Here is a 17,285-nt window from a genome sequence, read left to right as displayed (position 1 = left end):
ACCTCTGCCCCGTCAAGGAACGCGCCTCAGTCGTCGACTGTGCCCACTGTGGCGTACCGCGCCCGAGTTCTGCTGAGCTGCTGTACGAAAGCGCCAAGAATCGTGCGTCCCTCCGGTCGGAGACGGGTTGGGACGGGTGGCATCGATGCAGGTCAGGGCGAACCCCCAGTGTCAACCGATCCCCCCCGGGGCGCGCCGCGCGCGCCCCGGACGGCCGTGTGTCAGCTCGGGCGCTCGTAGTTGGTCAGGACGCAGCCCTCGACCTGGGCCTTCTCCAGCCGGTAGCCGGCCGGCGCGGTGAAGCCGGTCTCGCAGTTCAGGTACAGGAACTGGAGCTGGTACAGCCCGCGGCGGACGTTCGCGTTGTTGGTCTCCACGGCGATGTTCGTGCCGACCAGCAGCTTGCTCGCAGTGGCCTTGAGGCGCCCGTCGTCCTTCAGGTCGGCGAGCTGCGCCGCCTTGGCCTTGGTCTGGAGGGTCTTCATGTCGGAGACGGTGTCCAGCCAGTTCAGGTTGTGCGCGCGCCGCTCCCCGCCGAGCTGGCCGCAGACCGCTCGCTGGTTGACGCCCCAAGCGCTCGCGGGGCCGTCGACGACCGGCATGTAGTCGATCGACTGTACGTGCTCGTCGGTGACCGTCATGCTCGTGCAGTCGACCGTGTGCGGGCTGACGAGTTTCTTCAGCTCGGCGATGCTGCCGGCGCTCGGCAGGCCCGGGCTGCCGGTGGACGGCTGGACCGGCTTCGCGGCTCCCTCGGTGGAGGGGTCGCGGACCGCCCCGCGGTGGGGGCTGCCCTGACCGTCGGGGCTGTTGACGTAGTCGGTGAGGAAGCAGCCCTCGACCAGGGCCTTCTCCTTCTTGAACCCCTCCGGGACGAAGACGTCGGGGTTGCAGGTCAGGATGCGCAGGTCGGAGTTGGGCGGGTCGACCAGGGACACGGCGGTCGCGGTCTTGAGCGCGGTCAGGGCGAAGGTCTTGCCCACGACCGTGCGGCTGGCGAGGTCGGTGTCGCCCCGGCCCTCGGCGAGCAGCTTCGCGGCGTGGTCCTTGGCGGCCTGCTGGAAGGCCTTCATGTCCGGGGTCAGGAAGAGGACGATCTCGCCCCGCGCCTTCTTGTCCGTGCAGACGCCGCGCTCCGTGATGCCCCAGTCCCCGGCGCCGATGAACCCGCTCAGCGGCACCCGGCTGTCGTTCGGGTCGGTGCTGAGGTTCTCGCAGGACGTGTACTGCTGTACGTGGGCCTGCGCCCCGGCCAGCGTGGCGGGCGCGGCGGCGGCGGCCGTGGGGGAGGCGGGGGCGGCGCCTCGGGCGCTCGCGGAGGGGCTCGCGGCGGGCGGGCCCGGCTTGGGGGAGTCCTCGCAGGCGGTGGCGAGGGTGGTGAGCGCGGCGAGGGTCGCGGTCGCGGCGGATATCCGCTGGAGGCGCATGGGTGTCTTCCGTCGGCTGGACACGGCACGGGGGGATGGTGTGCCCATGTTAAGGCCATCTGTCTGAAAAATGATCTTGTGGCAGGTCGAGGTGAGTTGACGGAGGCGGCGTGGGAGTGGATAGAGCCCTTGTTGCCGCAGGTGGATGGGCCTGCCCGAGCGGTATGGGCCGTGGCGGACCGTCCATGAGCGGTTTGCCCGCTGGGAGGTGGACGGCACGTGGGCAAGGCTGTTGGGGCATGTGCAGGTCCGAGACGACACGGAGGGCCGGGTGGAGTGGACCGTCGCCGTCGACTCCACGATCAACCGTGCTCACCAGCACGCCGCCGCGCACGTAAAAGGACGAGATTCGACAAGCTTGCCGACCGCTACCGTGCCGGCGTCGTCCTGGCCTGGCTGATCCTCTGGCTCCGACCAGCCCGTGATCATTTGTCAGACACTGCCTGGCAACCTTGGTCACAGGGGCAGGTCCAGCCGGTGCGCGTACGTCACGTACAACCCCGTCACCTCATGCTCGCGCGACTGTCCGCCTCCGTCGACCTGCTCAGCGGGCTGGATCGCGGCCTGTGGCGCGTTGCCAGTCCCGGTAGGCGGCAACGGCGGTGGGGAGCGTCGGGAAGATGTGCTCGGGGCCGATCTTCGCCGTCAGCCCGTAGGTGTCGAGGGGGCGGCGCAGGTCCTGCTTGACTCGGGCGAGTGCGAACACGATGTCCTTGTCGGCGAGTTCGACGCGCAGGGCCTCGACAGCGTCGAGGGCCGTGATGTCGACCTCGACGTTCGCTTCGGTGTTCAGGACGAACCAGTGCACCGGTTCGTCCTGGACCGCCACCGATGCCATGGCCCGGCGGCGGAAGTCCTCGGCGTTGGCGAAGAACAGCGGTGAGTCGTACCGGTAGATGAGGAGACCGGGAACGGTGCGCGCGGTCGGGTAGTCGTCGATGTCGTGCATGCCCGCCAGCCCGGGCACCATGCCCTCGACCGCATCGTGCGGCCGGGCGACCCGCGTGAGGAGTTCGGCGACGGACAGTGCCACGGCGAGGAGCACGCCGTACAGGATCCCGAGGGCGAGGACGCCGAGTCCGCAGCCGAGCGCGAGCAGGAACTCGCGGCGGCGGAAGGCTGCCAGCCTGCGGAACTCGCCCACCTCGACCAGGCGTACGGCGGCGTAGACGACGATCGCGCCGAGGGCGGCGGACGGGGTGTGGGCCAGCAGCGGGCCCAGGAAGAGCAGGACGGCGGCCACGCAGACGGCGCCGACGAGGGAGTACCCCTGGGTGCGGGCGCCGGCCGAGTCGGCGAGGGCGGTGCGGCTGGCGCTGCTGCTGACGGGGAAGCCGTGCAGGAGGCCGGCGCCGATGTTGGACGCGCCGAGTGCCAGCAGCTCGCGGTTGGCCGCCAAGGGGTGCGGATCGTCGTGGCGGGCGAAGGCGCGCGCGGTCAGGATGACGTCCGAGTATCCGACGAGGAGCACTCCGACGGCCGGAAGGACCAGATCGGCGTAGTCCGACGGATCGGGCAGGGCGAAGCCCGGTAGGCCCGTCGGGACGACTCCGATGACGTCGATGCCGTGGTTCGCGTCGAGGGCGAAGCCCGCCACCACGGCGGTGGCGAGCGCCAGGACGACGAGGGGCCCGGGCAGCGGGCGCCACAGCAGGGGCAGGGCGAAGAGAAGGGCGAGGCATCCGGCGGCGAGCACGGCCGTGGGCCAGTGCACGTCCCCGAGGTGGTGGAGGAAGGAGAACAGCTGGGGGAAGAAGCCCGATCCGCCGCCGCTGGTTCCGGTCAGGCGGGGGAGCTGGTCCACGATCATGATCAGGGCGACACCGGCCAGGTAGCCGACGAGGACCGGCCTGGAGAGGAGATCCGCGAGGAAGCCCAGCCTGACGGCCCATGCGACGAGGCAGAGCAGGCCGACCACGACGGCCAGGGCCGCCGAGAGCACCGCGTACCGCGCGGGGTCGCCGGCCGCGAGCGGGCCCACGGCCGCGGCGGTCATGAGGGCGGTGGTCGATTCCGGGCCGACGGACAGCAGGCGGGACGACCCGCTGAGGGCGTAGAGAATCATGGCCGGGAGGGCGGCCCAGAGGCCGACGACGGGCGGCAGGCCGGCGACGCCGGCGTAGGCCATGACCTGCGGTACCAGATACGCGGCGACCGTGATGCCGGCCAGCACGTCACCCCGGAGCCAGGCAGCCCGGTAGCCGTGGAAAGCAGGCGGGACCGCCACGGTCCATCCGCGCTTCGGCATGGCACCTCCGGAACTCCTGCGGGCGTGTGCCGCACCATCGTGACGTGCGCAGGGCCGCGTGGAGGTGAAGCGCGCGAACGGGGCCGCTACGGGCGGCCCTCGTGCAAGCGGAAGCCGGTGACCAGGTCGGGGCGGATCCGGATCGCTCCCGATGCGTTGCCCGCGACCCAGGGTTCCAGGAGGTGCACGTACCGCTGGATCTCGTCGGGGTCGGTGACAGCGGTGGCGTAGCCGGTGGCAACCACGCTCCAGCCCAGGTGTTCACCCGGATCGATGTCATCGGCCTCGTAGGCGACGACCACGCCTGAGCCCTGCTGGGCCGCGAGCAGCGCCGCCAGCGTCGATCCGTCCTGGACGCGGATGATGATGTCGCCGCGATCCAGAACGTGGTTGACCGGTCGTACGGCGGGCAGTGCGTGACGGGTGAAGACGATCCGGCCCAGTTCGGCGGTGCCGAGAAGTTGCAGCGCCTCGTCGACGCCGAGCTCTTCCATCTGCCGTCCCGGCACGCTGACGGCAGGCGAAGCGGTGGTCGCACCGGCCGGGTGGCTCTTCATCGTGGAAGTCCTTCGTCGAGCGAGCAGGCCGCGATCGGGATGGACGGCGTGGTGAGGGAGGCGAACACCCCCGGCCTCCCTGCCGTGCCCGTTCCCGTACGTCCCGCGCCTGCCGGTCGGACAGGGCGAAGGCCGTGAACGGCCGTCTGCTGCCAGCATCTCCGCGTACGCCGATCTCGGACATGGGCCGATCGGCCCATGGACGGGACCACAGGGCCCATGCCCGGGACCGGCGGGAACGCCAAGACTGAAGGCGGACTCGAACAGGAGGCCGTCCATGAGCACCCCGTCACCCACCCGTATCTCCGAGGCGCTGCCCGCCGACTGCCGCTCCCGGCTGATGGAACTGGCCCGAGAGGTCAACTTCGCCGAAGGGGCGCGCCTCTTCCGTGAGGGCGGCCATGCCGATCGGTTCTGGATCGTCCGGTCCGGCACCGTGACCTTGGACGTCCGTGTGCCCGGGCGGCGCGCCGCCGTCATCGAGAGCCTCGGCGCCGGTCAGCTGGTCGGCTGCTCGTGGCTCTTCAAGCCGTACGCCTGGCGCCTGGGCGCCGAGGCCATGACGCCCGTCCGCTCGTACGAGTTCGACGCGGAGCGGGTGCGGACGCTGATGGACGCCGACACCGCCTTCGGCTCCGCCCTGGGCCACTGGGTCGGGCAGGTCCTCGCCCACCGGCTGCAGGCCGCCCGCGTGCGCCTCCTCGACCTGTACGCGCCTTACGGCAGCGGCAGCTTCCTCTGATCGTCTGATCGTCCGCGCGGCGAAGGAGCCGGTCATGCCCGCATCCCGCTACACCGTCAGTGACGTCATGACGCACACCGCCGTCGCCATCGGCCGCGAGGCGTCGTACAAGGAGATCGTCGAGCTGATGCACGAGTGGAAGGTCAGCGCGATCCCCGTCCTGGAAGGCGAGGGCCGCGTCGTGGGCGTGGTCTCCGAGGCGGATCTGCTGCCGAAGGAGGAGTTCCGGCGTACGGACCCCACCCTGCCCGATCAGCTGGAGGAGGCTTCGAAGGCCGGCGGGGTGCTGGCCGAGGAGCTCATGTCGAGCCCGGCGATCACCGTGCACCCCGACGCGCCCGTCGCCGAAGCTGCCCGGATCATGGCGCGCAAGCACGTCAAGCGCCTGCCCGTGGTGAACGCGCTCGGAATGCTGGAAGGTGTGGTCAGCCGCAGCGATCTCCTGAAGGTGTTCCTGCGGCCCGACGAGGAGCTCGAGGGGGAGATCCGCCAGAACGTGCTCACCGAGCTGACACCCGGCATGAACGTGGACTTCGCCGTACAGGACGGGGTCGTCACTCTGCGCGGCCCGCTGCGGGACCGGACCCTGGTCCCCCTGCTCGCACGCGCGATCCGCGCGGTCGAGGGTGTCGTGGACGTCCGGATGGAGCTGGACGGTGCCGTCGCCGCCTAAGTTTGGGTGCGTTGCACGCCTTCCTGGGATAATTCATAGGGAAATGTGCCATAGGTACCGAATCAGGGGCGATCATGTCCGATGATCCGAACGCCTCCACCGGGGCGCCGATCAAGGTGTTCCTCCTCGACGATCACGAAGTGGTCCGGCGCGGGCTGCGCGACCTCCTGGAGGCCGAGCCGGACATCACCGTGGTGGGCGAGGCCGGCACGGCCGATCAGGCGCTGGCCCGCGGGCCTGCGCTGCGGCCGGACGTGGCCGTGCTCGACGTCCGGCTGCCCGACGGTGACGGAATCACGGTCTGCCGGGAGCTGCGCTCTCGCATGCCCGGCCTGGCCTGTCTGATGCTGACGTCCTTCGATGACGAGGACGCGCTGCTGGACGCGATCATGGCGGGTGCCGCCGGGTACGTGCTGAAGCAGATCAAGGGATCCGACCTGGTCTCCGCCATACGGACGGTGGCGACCGGGCAGTCCATGCTGGACCCGGCCACCACCGCACGGCTGATGCACTCCCTGCGGGAACCCGAGGCGGCGAAGGAGCCGGAGGACGCGCGGCTGGCGGCACTGTCCGAACGCGAGCGGGCCGTCCTGGAACTCATCGGCGACGGCCTCACCAACCGGCAGATCGCCAAGCAGCTCTACCTGTCCGAGAAGACGGTCAAGAACCACATCTCGCGGATGCTGGGGAAGCTCGGCGTGGAGCGGCGGGTACAGGCGGCCGTGATCGCCGCGCAGGTGCACGAGCACGCCGCCGGGACGCCGAAGCAGTAGCGCCTACGCTGACGGTCACGGCGGCGGTGGAGTCAGCGGCACCTGCCACTCCAGGAGAGTGCCCCGCTCTCCATTGCCCCGCGCTGCCACGTCCATCCGGCCATTCAGCCTTTCGGCGCGCTCTGCCAGATTGCGCAGTCCGCTGCGCCGACCGCTCCCGGGCAGGCCGACGCCGTCGTCGGTCACGGTGATGGTCAGGTTTCCGGCGGCTGCGGCGATCGAGACCTCTGCCCGCGTGGCTTCGGCATGGCGGGCGACATTGGTGAGTGCTTCCCCCACCACCGCGAGAGCCTCGTCCGCGACGGCCGACGGTACGCCGGTGTCGATCAGCCCCTCCATCCGCAGGGCCGGGGCGAACCCGAGGGCTGCCGCGGCCTCGTCCATGGCCTGGACCAGGCGAGAGCGCAGCTTGGACGCCTGACCGCGGGTCTCGTGCTCGCGGAGTCCGAAGATGGTGGACCGGATGATCTTGATGGTGGCGTCCAGGTCGTCCACCGCGCGGGTGAGCCGTTCGGACGCCTCGGGGTGGTCGACGAAGCGCTGTGCGCTCTGGAGGGTCATGCCGGTGGCGAAAAGCCGCTGGATGGCGAGGTCGTGCAGGTCGCGGGCGATACGGTCGTGGTCCTCCAGCAGGCTCATCTGCTCGGCGTCGCGGCGCCGGTCGGCCAGTTCCAGCGCGAGGGCGGCCTGGCCTGCGAACCCCGGCAGCGCGGCGATCTCCGCGGTGGCGAACCCGGGGCGGCCGTGCCGCCGGGCGAGCGTCAGGACGCCGCTGAGCTTTTCCTTGGTGCCGACGGTGACGGCCACGGCCGGGCCGAAGCCGGTCCACCTCTCGGGCTGGACGGTGACGCGCTCGTCGGTCGCCACGTCGGGGACCGTGATGAGGCCGTCGCGGGCCAGCGCGGCCTCGGCGAGAGTGCCCCGGGTGCTGGGCAGGACGATTCCGCGGTGCGCCTGTGCCCCCTCCCCGAGGGCGAGTGAGCCCCGCAGTTCACCGGCGGAGCCCAGCAGGTAGAAGACGCCCATGTCGGCGGCGGTGATGTCCTTGGCCCGCTCCAGCATGCCTTCGAGGACATCGTCCTCGGGCGCTCCGGAGAGCAGGGCGCTGGTGATGTCCGAGCTGGCCTCCAGCCAGCGCTCGCGCAGCCGGAGACCCTCGAAGAGCCTGGCGTTCTCGATGGCGATGCCGGCCGCCACCGCGAGGGTCGACACGACCGCCTCGTCCTCGGCGTCGAACTCGACTCCACCGCGCTTCTCGGTCAGATAGAGGTTGCCGAAGACCTCCTCGCGGATCCGGATCGGGACTCCCAGGAAGGAGTGCATCGGCGGGTGGTGGGCCGGGAACCCGTACGAGGCAGGGTGCTCGGACAGTTCCGACAGCCGCAGCGTCTCGGGATGGCGGATCAGTTCGCCGAGGATGCCGTGGCCGGAGGGCAGGGCCCCGATCTGCCCGCGCAGTTCGTCACTGACGCCGACGGGAAGGAACTCGGCCAGCTTCTTGTCGGTCCCGATGACTCCGAGGGCCCCGTACTCGGCGTCCACGAGCACCACGGCGGCCTCGACGATGCCGCGCAGCACCTGCGGCAGGTCGAGTTCCCGGCCCACGGACATGACGGCTTCGAGCAGACCGTTCAGCCGGTCGCGGGTGCCCCTGACCTCGTCGATCCGTACCTGCAGCTCGTCCAGCAGTTCGTCGAGCCGCAGCCGGGGGACACCGCTGCGGGCGGGCTGCTCGCCCCTGCTCGTGCCGGTGGGCTGATCGGCGGCGCTCATCCCCACCTCCGGCCGGAAGCGATGGCGAGATGGCCATCGTTCCCACGGTATCTCCGGCCGGAGGGCCCGGCCTTTCCACTCAGCGGGCCATTGCCCCGTGCGGCTTCTGCTCGTGTCGCGGCGTACCGATGTCGTCGTGCAGGTGTCGGACGTGGGCGAGCATGCGTTCATGATCATGCCTTTCTGTGGAATGCGCCCCGCAGGAGCCGGGCGGTGACGAATGCCGCGAGGGCTGCTGCCGAGGCGAGCGCTGTGCCGGCCCGGCCCACCGGCTGGGTGTCCAGCAGCGACTGCAGGGCGGGAACGTGCAGGGCGGCCATCGCGAGGAGGGCGGAGGCCGCCACGGAGGCGGGGAGGAAGAGGTTCCGGGTGGTGAGCAAGCGGGCCCGTAGGCCGAGGGCCACGCCCAGCTGGGCCCCGAGCAGGGACGGAACAGCACGCTCTGCCAGGGCAGGCCCATGGCCTGCGCGCTCATGCCGGCGATCAGGCTGAAGGCGGTCACGGCCGCGGCGAGGACGAGGAGGCGTTGCCACACGCCTGCGGCCAGGATGTCGGCCTCGGCCTGCGTCAGCCCCTTCAGGGCCGGGGAGTCGACAGCCGGCGTGTCGATCGCGCGGCCGGTCATGGCGCACTCATTCGGTGGGGACGGTGATCACCGGGCAGTGCGCGCGGTGCAGCAGGCCATGGACCACGGATCCCATCCGCATGCCGGTGTATCCGCCGCGGCCGCGGCGGCCCACCACGACGGCCAGGGCGTGCTCGGCGGCGCGGGCCAACTCCTCGACCGGGTGTCCGGTGAGGACCTCGTGCGTCACATGCACGTCCGGGTACTTCTCGGAAAGGCCGGCGGTGGCCCCGGAGAGCAGCGTGCGCTGCGCCCGCAGCTCCACCTCCTCGTTGTCCAGCATGATCAGCGGGCGCTGCCACACACAGACGACCCGCAGTGCCGCACCCCGAAGGTCGGCCTCGTCGAAGGCGAAGGCCAGCGCGGCAGTGGCGGACGCGCTGCCGTCGATCCCCGCGACGACGTAGGGCGGCTGCTGGCTGATGTGCTCGGCGTCGCCCACGACGACGACGGGGCAGCGGGCCTGGGCGGTGACGGGGACCACGAGCGAGCCGGCGCTGAAGAACTCGGCGGTTCGGCTCAGGCGCCGGGAGCCGAGGACGATCATGCGGGCTTCTCGCGCCGCGCCGCCCAGGACGGGGGCGGGGAAGCCGCCGAGCAGCTCACCGGCGACAGCCACCTCGGGGTGGCGGTCACGCACCCAGTTGCACGCTTGTTCGAGTCTGTCGGATCCGGCTTGCCGGAGGGCCGTCCGGCCGGGGGTGTCATCGACGTGATGGGTGTCGTGCTGGGGCGGTACCGCGAGCACCAGGCGCAGCGGGAGACGGCGCCGTTGTGCCTCGTCGCCGGCCCAGGCCAGGGCAAGGTGCCAGTCCCTGTCCGGGTCGATGCCCACGACGATGTCACGGCTTCCTACCGGGTGGATGGTCATGACTGGCTCCCGAAGTCGCTGCCGGTCCGGGGGATGAGGAGGACGGGGCAGTGGGCGTGGTGCAGCAGGCTGTGCGTGGCCTTCCCCAGATTGGGGGCGAGACCGAGGGGCCCGGGGACCCGGCGGCCGCCCATGACGAGCAGATCGGCGTGGCGGGACGCCTCGACCAGGGCACCGGCCACGGAGATGCTCTTCTCCGCATCGGCCCGCACGTCCAGGTCGGGGAACTCCTCGCGGATCGCGTCCGTGACGGCCCGCAGGGCTTCTGCGTGCCCGCCCGCGATCGCGTCGACGCCGTCGAGCATCGTGACCACCTCGCCGACGGACTCCAGCACGTTCCACACGTGGAGCAGCCGCAGGGAAGCCTTGTGCAGATCGGCCTCCCGGGCGGCGTACCGGGCATACAAGAGGTCGTGCTCGTCACGGACGGCAGCGAGGACGGTGCCGGTCTCCTCGGCGCCGTCGATGCCGCGGACGACGATGACGGGGGTCATGGCGGCGGCCGCGACATCCATGCCGACCGAGCCGAGCATGAGGGAGTTGAACCCGCCCAGGCCGCGGTTGCCGACCACGATCGTGCCGTGGAGCGCGCCGGCCCGGTGCAGGCTGTCGACTGCGTCCGCGCGGCTGAATTCGGTGGTCACGGTCAGGCCCGGGTACTCGGCCGAAACAGCCTTCGCCGTGTCGTCCAGAAGCTCCCGCCCGTTGGCGCGGACGCGTTCGATGATCTCCGCCGACAGGTACAGGGCCCTGCCGTCGGTGTCGGCACCGTAGACGATGTGCAGGGGACGGCCGCGGCGTACGGCCTCCCCGGCCGCCCACAGGGCGGCGCTGCGCGCCGACTGCGAGCCGTCCACGCCGACGACGACCGAGCTGGTGTCCGGCGTCCGGAATGTGCTTTCCACGATTCCTCCCAACCGAGAAGCCGATGCGGGACACCACTCACGCTGGCACCGTCGACGCTGCGGGAAGAGGGCCGCCCGGGACCGCGGACGGGACCAAAGGTCCCCATCGTCCCGGGCTCGGCACCAGGGGCCCCTACGGGCCCCAGGACGGGACCGTTCGGCCCTCGATCAGCGGCAGGCGCCGAGACATGGTGGGTTCACACCCGACAACGGACATCAGCCTCGCGTGACACGGCGGAGCAGGAGGACCTCATGAAGCACATCACGGTGGCGGACCTGATGACCGACGAGGTCGTCTCTGTAGCCCCGGGCACCGCCTTCAAGGACATTGTGAAGCTCCTCGCCCAGTACGACATCTCCGGAGTCCCCGTCCTGGACGACGAGGACCGCGTGGTGGGCGTCGTTTCACAGACGGACCTGCTGGCCCACGCGGGCTCCGGCCCCGATACCTCCTGGCAGAACGGCACAGTCGAGGAGCCGCCCACCGCAGGCGACGTCATGTCCGCGCCCGCTGTCACTGTCCGTGCCGAGGAGACAGCGGCTGACGCCGCCCGGCTGCTGACCCGCCGGGGCATCGAACGCCTCCCCGTCGTGGACGTGGAGGACCGGCTCGTCGGCATCGTCACCCGCCGGGACCTGCTGCGCATGTTCCTGCGCCCGGACTCCGAGATACGCCGACGTGTCACCGACGAGGTCCTCACGGAGGTGCTCGGTGTGACGGCCGGCGACGTCGACGTCCACGTGGTGGACGGCATCGTCACCCTGGACGGCCATGTCGAGCGCCGGAGTCAGCTCCCCGCACTCCTCAGCCTCGTCGAGCAACTCGACGGGGTCGTCGCGGTGGCATCGCGCGTCACCGCCCGCACCGACGACACGGCAACCATTCACCCCGACCACGCCCGCCACGCCATGCCATGGTGATGAGGGGCCGGACCGGACGCAGGAAGGCGCAGCCATGGAACACCACGTCGCCGTCGGAGTGGATGGTTCTCCGGAGAGCCGGGCAGCAGCACGCTGGGCTGCGCGGGAGGCCGTCCTGCGTCAGGTGTCGCTGCGGCTCGTACACGCCGTGGACTGGCCCCTGGACCCGGTGTTCCCCGGCTTGGGACGCCAGGACGTCGACCGGTGGGCGGACCAGGCGCTGACCGAGGCGGTGCAGGAGCTGCACGGGCGCCACCCGCACCTGGAGATCTCGACCCGCTGCCTGACGGCCCGGCCGACAGCCGCCCTCGCGGCTGAGGCTGCGGACGCCGGGCTGCTTGTTCTGGGATCGCGCGGTCTGGGTGGCCTGGTCGGTTTCGTCGTCGGCTCGGTGGCGACGTCCACGGTGGTCGCGACCGACACCCCGGTCGTCCTCGTGCGCGTCGCCGACGACCCGGAGGACTCGGACGGTCCGGGCGCCGTTTCCCACGCCGAGGTCGTCGTGGGGGTCGACATCCACGAAGCGTGCGACCGAGTGCTCGGCTTCGCCTTCGAAGAGGCGGCCCGGCGCGGCTGCCCGCTGAGGGCCGTGCACGGCTGGAAGATGCCGGCCGCCTACAGCTACGTCCCCTTCTTCGACCCGGACAACGAGCGGGACATCGGCAGGAGCGTCACGCACATGGTGGGCGACATGCTGCTGCCCTGGCAGCACGAGTTCCCCGGCGTGAGCGTCAGCCACAGCGCGTTCTTGGGGTCCGCGGGCGAGCATCTCGTCCGGGCCTCGCAAGGCGCGGGACTCATCGTCGTGGGGCGCCACGCGCGCCGTTCTCCCCTCGGCGCGCACCTGGGATCGGTCGCCCACGCAGTCCTGCACCACGCAGCGGCCCCGGTGGCCGTCATCGCCCACGGGTGAAGGAGGAACACCCCCAGGACGGCCCTGTCCACGGACGCATCCCGCTTCGCACCGTCGCAAGTACCGGCCGTCCCGTGAGGAGGAAGGGCCATGAAGCATCTGCGCACCGTCGAGGACGTCATGACGCACTCCGTGATCTCCGTCGATCGCGAAACCGCGTTCAAGGACATCGTGGAAACACTGCGGATGTGGAACGTCAGCGCTCTCCCCGTACTGTCCGAGGACGGACGGGTGGCCGGCGTCGTCTCCGAAGCCGACCTGCTGCTCAAGGCCCAAGGCACCGACACTGCCCACGGCACCACCGCCGGGCAGCTGATGACCCGACCGGCCGTGACCGTCACGAAGGACGACACCATCCCCGCCGCAGCACGCTTGATGGCCCGCGGCCACCTCAAGCGCCTTCCCGTGGTCGACGGCGACGGCCGCCCGGTCGGTCTCGTCAGCCGCGGCGACCTGCTGAAGATCTACCTGCGCCCGGACGAGGACATCGGCGCCGAGATCCGCGAACTGATCACGTACCAGCTGATCCCGCAGGGTTCCGCCGAGGTGTACGTCCACGTCGCCAACGGCATCGTGTACCTCAACGGGTCGCTGCCGGACCCCACGCAGGAAGACATCGTCGTGCGCGCCGCCGGCACCGTGCCGGGCGTCGTGGACGTCAAGACGGACTTCATCGTGCCCGTAGCCGCGTGAGGGGACGGCCGGCACGAGGCACCGCAGCCTCCACCTCGGCTGCGCCGCAGCGCTGTTCAACCTGCGCGTGTCTGCGGCGTGGATCGGTCTCCCGGTCACCGAGGTCCTGGAAATCCGGGAGCAGGAACCGGCGGGAGACGCGTAGACGCTCGAGTGGCGAATCCGCTCAGGGCGCGAGGTCTCGGCGTTGGAGCATCAGGTGAGCCAGCAGGATGCCCAGCACTCCCGTTCCGATGAGGATCCCGAGCTGGGGCCAGAGCACGCCGCCTTCGGCCAGGGCGTCGCCCGGGGCGTAGTAGTGGAACGGGCTGAGGAACCTCAGCGATGCCGCGGGCGACCAGGCCAGTGCGATGAAGTTGACGGCGAATCCCACGGCTCCGATCGCGATGGTCGCGCCGATCACCTGGGCCCGGCGTCGTCCCGCAGCCGACACGGCCATCGCCGGCCCGATCAGGCACAGGGCGAAGCCGAGGCCCATGACCCCGGCGGCGAAGACTCCGCCGAGCGGCACCGCACGGTGGATGTCCGGCGACAGCGCCACCCCCGCCGCGACCGTGAGGGTCGCTGCCAGGTTCAGGGCCAGGGCCGCGAGCACCAGTGCGGCGGTCCGCTCGGCCAGCAGCCGGGTACGGCTGACGGGACGCACCATGACCAGTTCCACGGTCCCGGATTCCACGTCCGCTGCCACGGCGGCCGCGGCGAGCGAACCGATCGCGGTGAGCTGCATGGCGATCCAGAACGGGTGGGTGAGGCCGGCGCCCAGCAGCCCGGGGTAGCTGGCGATCGATACGTCGCCGCTGGACCCGCTGAAGGCCCGGTAGGCGGAGGGCGGTCCCTTGCCGCCTGTGGAGAAGAGCTGACCCGGAGGAATCGCGTTGGCGACCACCACGATGAGCGCCTCGAAGACGACCATCCCGATGATCAGGGCGGCCAGCATCCGGCGCCGCCGGTACAGGGCGAGCCACAGCAGCGGCCACTGCCGTTTCACGGCTCCTCCCGCACGGCGCCGTTGCGGTACAGGTCCATGAAGGCCTCGTCCAGCCCGGCTTCCTCCACCGTGACGTCGGCCACCGGCAGGCCGAGCAGTGTGCGCAGCGCGCCCACCACTTCGCTCGGCGGTACGAGCAGCTCCGCTCGGTCCCCATGCCAGCACGGGGCCCAACGCTCTGCGTGGCCCAGGGGCCGTGCCCCCTGTCCGTCCGCGAAGGACAGCTTGATCCGCCGGGCCCGGGCCTCGCGCAGGCCGGCCACGCTCTGGACCGTCACCAGCTGCCCGTCCCGGATGATCGCCACCCGCTCGCACGTGCGTTGCACCTCCGGCAGGATGTGGCTGGAGAGCAGGACGGTCCGTCCGGCGGTGGCGGTCTCGCCCAGCAGTGCGAAGAACGTCTCCTGGACCAACGGGTCGAGTCCCTCGGTCGGTTCGTCGAGCACCACCACGTGCGGGTCGTGCTGCATCGCCTGCACCAGCCCGAGCTTCTGCTTCATGCCCCGTGAGTAACCCCCGACGGGGCGGGCGAGGATCGCGGGCGTCAGCCCGAGCCGATCGCACAGCTCGCCGCGGCGCGGAACGGGCGCTCCCTGGAGCGCGGACAGCAGATCGAGCGTTTCCGCTCCGGAGAGTTCCGGGTACAGGCGCAGTTCGCCCGGCAGGTACCCCAGATGCGGGGCCACCCGGCGGTGATCGGAGATCGGGTCCAGCCCGAGCACCCGCACCCGTCCCTCGCTGGGCCGGAGCAGGCCGGTGAGACATCGCAGCGTGGTCGTCTTCCCTGCGCCGTTCGGCCCGAGGAAGCCGAACACCTCGCCCGGTCGCACCGTGAGGCTCAGACGGTCGACTCCCACGACCGGCCCGTACCTCTTGGTCAGTCCGGTCAGCTCGATCGCCGGCCCGTCGCTCATGGGTCCAGTTTGAGCCCGCTGCTGGGGACCTGCCCGCTCACTCGAGGTCGTAGGCCGTGAGGGGAGCGTGCTGCGGTGAGGCTCCCGCTGCTGCCATGTCTCCGTAGGCGGTGCGCTTGAGCTGTTGCGCCAGGTTCTCCAGTGCTCGGGCGGCTGCGAGTTCGTCGCCGATCTCGGGCACGTCCTTGTCCGTCGGGTTGCAACGTGCGGTGCCGTGGCCCGTGAGACGGGTGGTGCCGGTGTCGAGTTCGACGCGGGCTTTGGTCGTGTGCTCTTCCTCGAAGAGGTAGAGGTGGGTCTTCCATTCGCTCGTGTGCGACATGGTGTGCCTCCGGTCGGATCAGGAGCAGCGGTGGCGTCGGCGTCGGGCCCAGCGCCGGATCTCGTCGCTCGCCCAGACCAGCGGCGGGAGGACCGCGATGAGGAGGACGACGTCCAGTGGGAGGGCGGCGGTGCCGAAGAGGTTCTGGAGCGGCGGTGCGTACACGAGCGCCGCGGTGAACACGAGCTCGAAGGCGATGCCGGCGAGCAGCAGCGGGTTGGTGAAGAAGCCGATGTCGCGCAGCAGTTCCCTCAGGACGCTCGTCCGGGCAGTGAGGTCCGGCGTGAGGTCCGGGGCGGCGGCGGTCTCAGTCATCGCCGGCTCCCTGTCCGGGGCGCAGGCGGCCGGACCACCGGGGCTCGATGTCTGCCCACTCGGATTCCCAGGACCGTGCGCTGCGCGCGTCCACGATCCGCAGGCGCACGGCGACGAGGGCGCCGCCGACGAGCACGATCCCGGCCAGCGCTCCGGTGCCGATGCCCACCGCGTTCAGAGCGATGTCGGCCTGGCTGGGTGGCGCGGCGGCCGCGGTGCCGTTTTCGTCGACCCACAGGCGGACCGTGTCCCCGTGCCGGGTTCCAGCCGGAACGGGGATGGTTCCCGTGTGCGGGCGCTGCGAGGGGTAGTGCCACGTGGCGGTCGCCACGGGGACCGGTCGGCTGCTCGGCTGGTCACCGGCTCGGTACGTGGTCTCGCCGACCGTGGTGGCCGTCACGGTGTGCCGGTGGCGCGCGACGTTCTCGGCGGTGCGGTGGCCGTCCGTCCAGGCGGCCCGCCCGAGCGCGAAACCGGCGACGACGGCCAGGAGGCAGGCCAGCGCGAAGGCGCCATGCATACGGGTCCGGGTGCGGTCGGCATCACGCCTGAGCGGGTTGGCCCCCGTCCCTTTCGACCGGTGGTGCATGGCACACCTCCGTGCTGGTGCGTGCCGGGCCGGGCCGTCCCTTCAGGCGGCGACGAGCTCGGCGCTGATGTGGTGGGCCCAGTTCTGGATCCGCTCGGGGTTGCGAAAGTCGCCGCCCTTGCCCTGGCGGGTCAGTGCCTTGGCGAGGAAGCCCGGGGTGTGGGCCGTGATGCTGCCGCCGAAGGTCATGTGCTCGCGCGCGCCGACCAGCTGCATCTCCCGGGCGACCGATGAGACCGGAGGGATGTCGTGTTCCTCGGCAGAGCGGTCGAGCGGGCCGCTGCTGAACATCCACACCGGGCGGTGCCGCAGGGAATCGGCGTTGCGTTCTGCGCAGTGCTTGGCCTTGCTGCTCCAGTGGCCGGCGTAGAGGGAGCCGCCGAGGACGACGGCGTCGTAGGCGCGGACGTCGTGGACGTCGTCGGCGGGCAGCACGACGGCGTCGAGACCGTCCTCGCGGAGGGTCTCGCCGATCTGCTCGGCGATGCCTGCGGTGGCGCCGTGCTTGGTGCCGTAGGCGACCAGGACGCGCTTGGTGCTCATGGCGGGTGCTCCTTGATTCCGTGGTGCGGGTCTGATGCCACTGTCACGCGGCCGACGGCTGGTCCGCTTGGGCCGGACGGATCCCGACAGGGGCCATTCGGTCCTCCCCGCAGCGGGTCTCCTCAGCGGCGGCGACGTGCTGCTCGACGGCGGCGAAGCTGTCGGGGGCGACGGAGATCGAGTCGATGCCGGCGCGGACGAGGAAGGCGGCGTGGTCCCGGGCCGACCCGCTTGCCGCCCTGGTCATCGCCGCCATCGCCATCAAGGAAGGCCGCGACGCCTGGCAGGGCAAGGGCTGCTGTGCGGCACCCGCTGCTGCCGCGCCGTCACAGCTCATGGAGCGTGAGAAGCCAGTCCCCGGGTTGCCGTACGGGCACCCGCCGGAGGCACTACGGAAGATCGGTCTCGGGGGGCCGGGGCCCGCCCGGGCCGCCCCCCCCGGTCGCGGCCGGCGCTACACCCGCCCGGGGGGGTCTCTTATAAACAAAAACCA

At 71.1% G+C, this 17,285-nt stretch carries 20 protein-coding genes and 2 pseudogenes; 8 read left to right on the top strand and 14 right to left on the bottom strand.

The window, feature by feature from the left end; translation table 11 throughout:
• Positions 1–221: 221 nt before the first annotated feature.
• Positions 222–1,427 (bottom strand): hypothetical protein, encoded by a 1,206-nt coding sequence (locus tag ACWGE1_RS13755; protein ID WP_453420692.1) that lies wholly within the window; start codon positions 1,425–1,427, stop codon positions 222–224.
• A 78-nt stretch (positions 1,428–1,505) separates the two neighbouring features.
• On the opposite strand from ACWGE1_RS13755, the pseudogene ACWGE1_RS13750 reads away from it, so the two are divergent.
• Positions 1,506–1,770: pseudogene (locus tag ACWGE1_RS13750) on the top strand (transposase); the annotation flags it as partial.
• 201 nt (positions 1,771–1,971) lie between these two features.
• Here the strand turns inward: ACWGE1_RS13750 and ACWGE1_RS13745 are convergent.
• On the bottom strand, positions 1,972–3,675 hold the full coding sequence (locus ACWGE1_RS13745; protein WP_453420691.1) for a SulP family inorganic anion transporter: 1,704 nt from the start codon (positions 3,673–3,675) through the stop codon (positions 1,972–1,974).
• Positions 3,676–3,761: 86 nt separating this feature from the next.
• Positions 3,762–4,232 carry a pyridoxamine 5'-phosphate oxidase family protein gene (locus tag ACWGE1_RS13740; protein WP_453420690.1) on the bottom strand — a complete coding sequence of 157 codons (471 nt, stop codon included), beginning with the start codon at positions 4,230–4,232 and terminating at the stop codon, positions 3,762–3,764.
• A 277-nt stretch (positions 4,233–4,509) separates the two neighbouring features.
• On the opposite strand from ACWGE1_RS13740, the gene ACWGE1_RS13735 reads away from it, so the two are divergent.
• From ACWGE1_RS13735 to ACWGE1_RS13725, 3 genes are all read left to right on the top strand, one after another.
• Positions 4,510–4,974 carry a cyclic nucleotide-binding domain-containing protein gene (locus ACWGE1_RS13735; protein ID WP_453420689.1) on the top strand — a complete coding sequence of 155 codons (465 nt, stop codon included), beginning with the start codon at positions 4,510–4,512 and terminating at the stop codon, positions 4,972–4,974.
• A gap of 34 nt (positions 4,975–5,008) precedes the next feature.
• The gene (locus ACWGE1_RS13730; protein ID WP_453420688.1) at positions 5,009–5,647 is read left to right on the top strand and encodes a CBS domain-containing protein; all 639 of its coding nucleotides are present in this window, start codon (positions 5,009–5,011) and stop codon (positions 5,645–5,647) included.
• A gap of 74 nt (positions 5,648–5,721) precedes the next feature.
• On the top strand, positions 5,722–6,420 hold the full coding sequence (locus ACWGE1_RS13725) for a response regulator (RefSeq protein WP_453420687.1): 699 nt from the start codon (positions 5,722–5,724) through the stop codon (positions 6,418–6,420).
• A gap of 15 nt (positions 6,421–6,435) precedes the next feature.
• Here ACWGE1_RS13725 and ACWGE1_RS13720 read toward each other — a convergent pair whose 3' ends face one another.
• The 4 genes from ACWGE1_RS13720 to ACWGE1_RS13705 all read right to left on the bottom strand — a co-directional run bounded on the left by ACWGE1_RS13720 (position 6,436) and on the right by ACWGE1_RS13705 (position 10,594).
• Positions 6,436–8,193: a GAF domain-containing protein gene (locus ACWGE1_RS13720; protein WP_453420686.1), complete on the bottom strand. Its 1,758-nt coding sequence runs from the start codon at positions 8,191–8,193 to the stop codon at positions 6,436–6,438.
• 173 nt (positions 8,194–8,366) lie between these two features.
• On the bottom strand, positions 8,367–8,573 hold the full coding sequence (locus ACWGE1_RS13715; RefSeq protein WP_453420685.1) for a hypothetical protein: 207 nt from the start codon (positions 8,571–8,573) through the stop codon (positions 8,367–8,369).
• A gap of 252 nt (positions 8,574–8,825) precedes the next feature.
• Positions 8,826–9,689 (bottom strand): universal stress protein, encoded by an 864-nt coding sequence (locus tag ACWGE1_RS13710; protein WP_453420684.1) that lies wholly within the window; start codon positions 9,687–9,689, stop codon positions 8,826–8,828.
• On the bottom strand, positions 9,686–10,594 hold the full coding sequence (locus tag ACWGE1_RS13705) for a universal stress protein (RefSeq protein WP_453420683.1): 909 nt from the start codon (positions 10,592–10,594) through the stop codon (positions 9,686–9,688). The genes ACWGE1_RS13710 and ACWGE1_RS13705 overlap by 4 nt, the downstream gene beginning before the upstream one ends.
• A gap of 252 nt (positions 10,595–10,846) precedes the next feature.
• On the opposite strand from ACWGE1_RS13705, the gene ACWGE1_RS13700 reads away from it, so the two are divergent.
• The 3 genes from ACWGE1_RS13700 to ACWGE1_RS13690 all read left to right on the top strand — a co-directional run bounded on the left by ACWGE1_RS13700 (position 10,847) and on the right by ACWGE1_RS13690 (position 13,121).
• Positions 10,847–11,515: a CBS domain-containing protein gene (locus ACWGE1_RS13700; protein WP_453420682.1), complete on the top strand. Its 669-nt coding sequence runs from the start codon at positions 10,847–10,849 to the stop codon at positions 11,513–11,515.
• Between the two features lie 34 nt (positions 11,516–11,549).
• On the top strand, positions 11,550–12,428 hold the full coding sequence (locus ACWGE1_RS13695) for a universal stress protein (RefSeq protein WP_453420681.1): 879 nt from the start codon (positions 11,550–11,552) through the stop codon (positions 12,426–12,428).
• A gap of 90 nt (positions 12,429–12,518) precedes the next feature.
• Positions 12,519–13,121 (top strand): CBS domain-containing protein, encoded by a 603-nt coding sequence (locus ACWGE1_RS13690; RefSeq protein WP_453420680.1) that lies wholly within the window; start codon positions 12,519–12,521, stop codon positions 13,119–13,121.
• Positions 13,122–13,287: 166 nt separating this feature from the next.
• On the opposite strand, the gene ACWGE1_RS13685 is transcribed toward ACWGE1_RS13690, so the two are convergent.
• The 7 genes from ACWGE1_RS13685 to ACWGE1_RS13655 form a co-directional block, all read right to left on the bottom strand.
• Positions 13,288–14,109: an ABC transporter permease subunit gene (locus ACWGE1_RS13685; RefSeq protein ID WP_453420679.1), complete on the bottom strand. Its 822-nt coding sequence runs from the start codon at positions 14,107–14,109 to the stop codon at positions 13,288–13,290.
• The gene (locus ACWGE1_RS13680) at positions 14,106–15,023 is read right to left on the bottom strand and encodes an ABC transporter ATP-binding protein (RefSeq protein WP_453420678.1); all 918 of its coding nucleotides are present in this window, start codon (positions 15,021–15,023) and stop codon (positions 14,106–14,108) included. The genes ACWGE1_RS13685 and ACWGE1_RS13680 overlap by 4 nt, the downstream gene beginning before the upstream one ends.
• 37 nt (positions 15,024–15,060) lie before the next feature.
• Positions 15,061–15,345 carry a DUF1876 domain-containing protein gene (locus ACWGE1_RS13675; protein WP_453420677.1) on the bottom strand — a complete coding sequence of 95 codons (285 nt, stop codon included), beginning with the start codon at positions 15,343–15,345 and terminating at the stop codon, positions 15,061–15,063.
• 18 nt (positions 15,346–15,363) lie between these two features.
• Complete coding sequence (locus ACWGE1_RS13670) at positions 15,364–15,660, bottom strand: cation transporting ATPase C-terminal domain-containing protein (RefSeq protein ID WP_453420676.1); 297 nt, start codon at positions 15,658–15,660, stop codon at positions 15,364–15,366.
• Entirely contained in the window at positions 15,653–16,180 is a 528-nt protein-coding gene (locus ACWGE1_RS13665; RefSeq protein ID WP_453420675.1) for an Rv1733c family protein, read from the bottom strand. Before ACWGE1_RS13665 ends, ACWGE1_RS13670 begins: the two co-directional genes overlap by 8 nt.
• 111 nt (positions 16,181–16,291) lie before the next feature.
• On the bottom strand, positions 16,292–16,792 hold the full coding sequence (locus ACWGE1_RS13660) for a flavodoxin domain-containing protein (RefSeq protein ID WP_453420674.1): 501 nt from the start codon (positions 16,790–16,792) through the stop codon (positions 16,292–16,294).
• Between the two features lie 43 nt (positions 16,793–16,835).
• Complete coding sequence (locus ACWGE1_RS13655; RefSeq protein WP_453420673.1) at positions 16,836–17,039, bottom strand: hypothetical protein; 204 nt, start codon at positions 17,037–17,039, stop codon at positions 16,836–16,838.
• On the opposite strand from ACWGE1_RS13655, the pseudogene ACWGE1_RS13650 reads away from it, so the two are divergent.
• Positions 17,005–17,118, top strand: a pseudogene (locus tag ACWGE1_RS13650) (cation transporter); the annotation flags it as partial. The gene ACWGE1_RS13655 and the pseudogene ACWGE1_RS13650 sit on opposite strands and share 35 nt — an antisense overlap.
• Positions 17,119–17,285 lie beyond the last annotated feature (167 nt).

It is taken from the genome of Streptomyces sp. NPDC054932 (genome assembly GCF_053610205.1).
This window is presented reverse-complemented; position numbering and strand designations above follow the sequence as displayed.

Bases quoted from the DNA above. Each gene is read 5' to 3' on its own strand.
- ACWGE1_RS13755 (WP_453420692.1), bottom strand. From the start codon at position 1,427: ATGCGCCTCCAGCGGATATCCGCCGCGACCGCGACCCTCGCCGCGCTC.
- ACWGE1_RS13745 (WP_453420691.1), bottom strand. From the start codon at position 3,675: ATGCCGAAGCGCGGATGGACCGTGGCGGTCCCGCCTGCTTTCCACGGC.
- ACWGE1_RS13740 (WP_453420690.1), bottom strand. From the start codon at position 4,232: ATGAAGAGCCACCCGGCCGGTGCGACCACCGCTTCGCCTGCCGTCAGC.
- ACWGE1_RS13735 (WP_453420689.1), top strand. From the start codon at position 4,510: ATGAGCACCCCGTCACCCACCCGTATCTCCGAGGCGCTGCCCGCCGAC.
- ACWGE1_RS13730 (WP_453420688.1), top strand. From the start codon at position 5,009: ATGCCCGCATCCCGCTACACCGTCAGTGACGTCATGACGCACACCGCC.
- ACWGE1_RS13725 (WP_453420687.1), top strand. From the start codon at position 5,722: ATGTCCGATGATCCGAACGCCTCCACCGGGGCGCCGATCAAGGTGTTC.
- ACWGE1_RS13720 (WP_453420686.1), bottom strand. From the start codon at position 8,193: ATGAGCGCCGCCGATCAGCCCACCGGCACGAGCAGGGGCGAGCAGCCC.
- ACWGE1_RS13710 (WP_453420684.1), bottom strand. From the start codon at position 9,689: ATGACCATCCACCCGGTAGGAAGCCGTGACATCGTCGTGGGCATCGAC.
- ACWGE1_RS13700 (WP_453420682.1), top strand. From the start codon at position 10,847: ATGAAGCACATCACGGTGGCGGACCTGATGACCGACGAGGTCGTCTCT.
- ACWGE1_RS13695 (WP_453420681.1), top strand. From the start codon at position 11,550: ATGGAACACCACGTCGCCGTCGGAGTGGATGGTTCTCCGGAGAGCCGG.
- ACWGE1_RS13690 (WP_453420680.1), top strand. From the start codon at position 12,519: ATGAAGCATCTGCGCACCGTCGAGGACGTCATGACGCACTCCGTGATC.
- ACWGE1_RS13680 (WP_453420678.1), bottom strand. From the start codon at position 15,023: ATGAGCGACGGGCCGGCGATCGAGCTGACCGGACTGACCAAGAGGTAC.
- ACWGE1_RS13675 (WP_453420677.1), bottom strand. From the start codon at position 15,345: ATGTCGCACACGAGCGAATGGAAGACCCACCTCTACCTCTTCGAGGAA.
- ACWGE1_RS13670 (WP_453420676.1), bottom strand. From the start codon at position 15,660: ATGACTGAGACCGCCGCCGCCCCGGACCTCACGCCGGACCTCACTGCC.
- ACWGE1_RS13665 (WP_453420675.1), bottom strand. From the start codon at position 16,180: ATGCATGGCGCCTTCGCGCTGGCCTGCCTCCTGGCCGTCGTCGCCGGT.
- ACWGE1_RS13660 (WP_453420674.1), bottom strand. From the start codon at position 16,792: ATGAGCACCAAGCGCGTCCTGGTCGCCTACGGCACCAAGCACGGCGCC.
- ACWGE1_RS13655 (WP_453420673.1), bottom strand. From the start codon at position 17,039: ATGACCAGGGCGGCAAGCGGGTCGGCCCGGGACCACGCCGCCTTCCTC.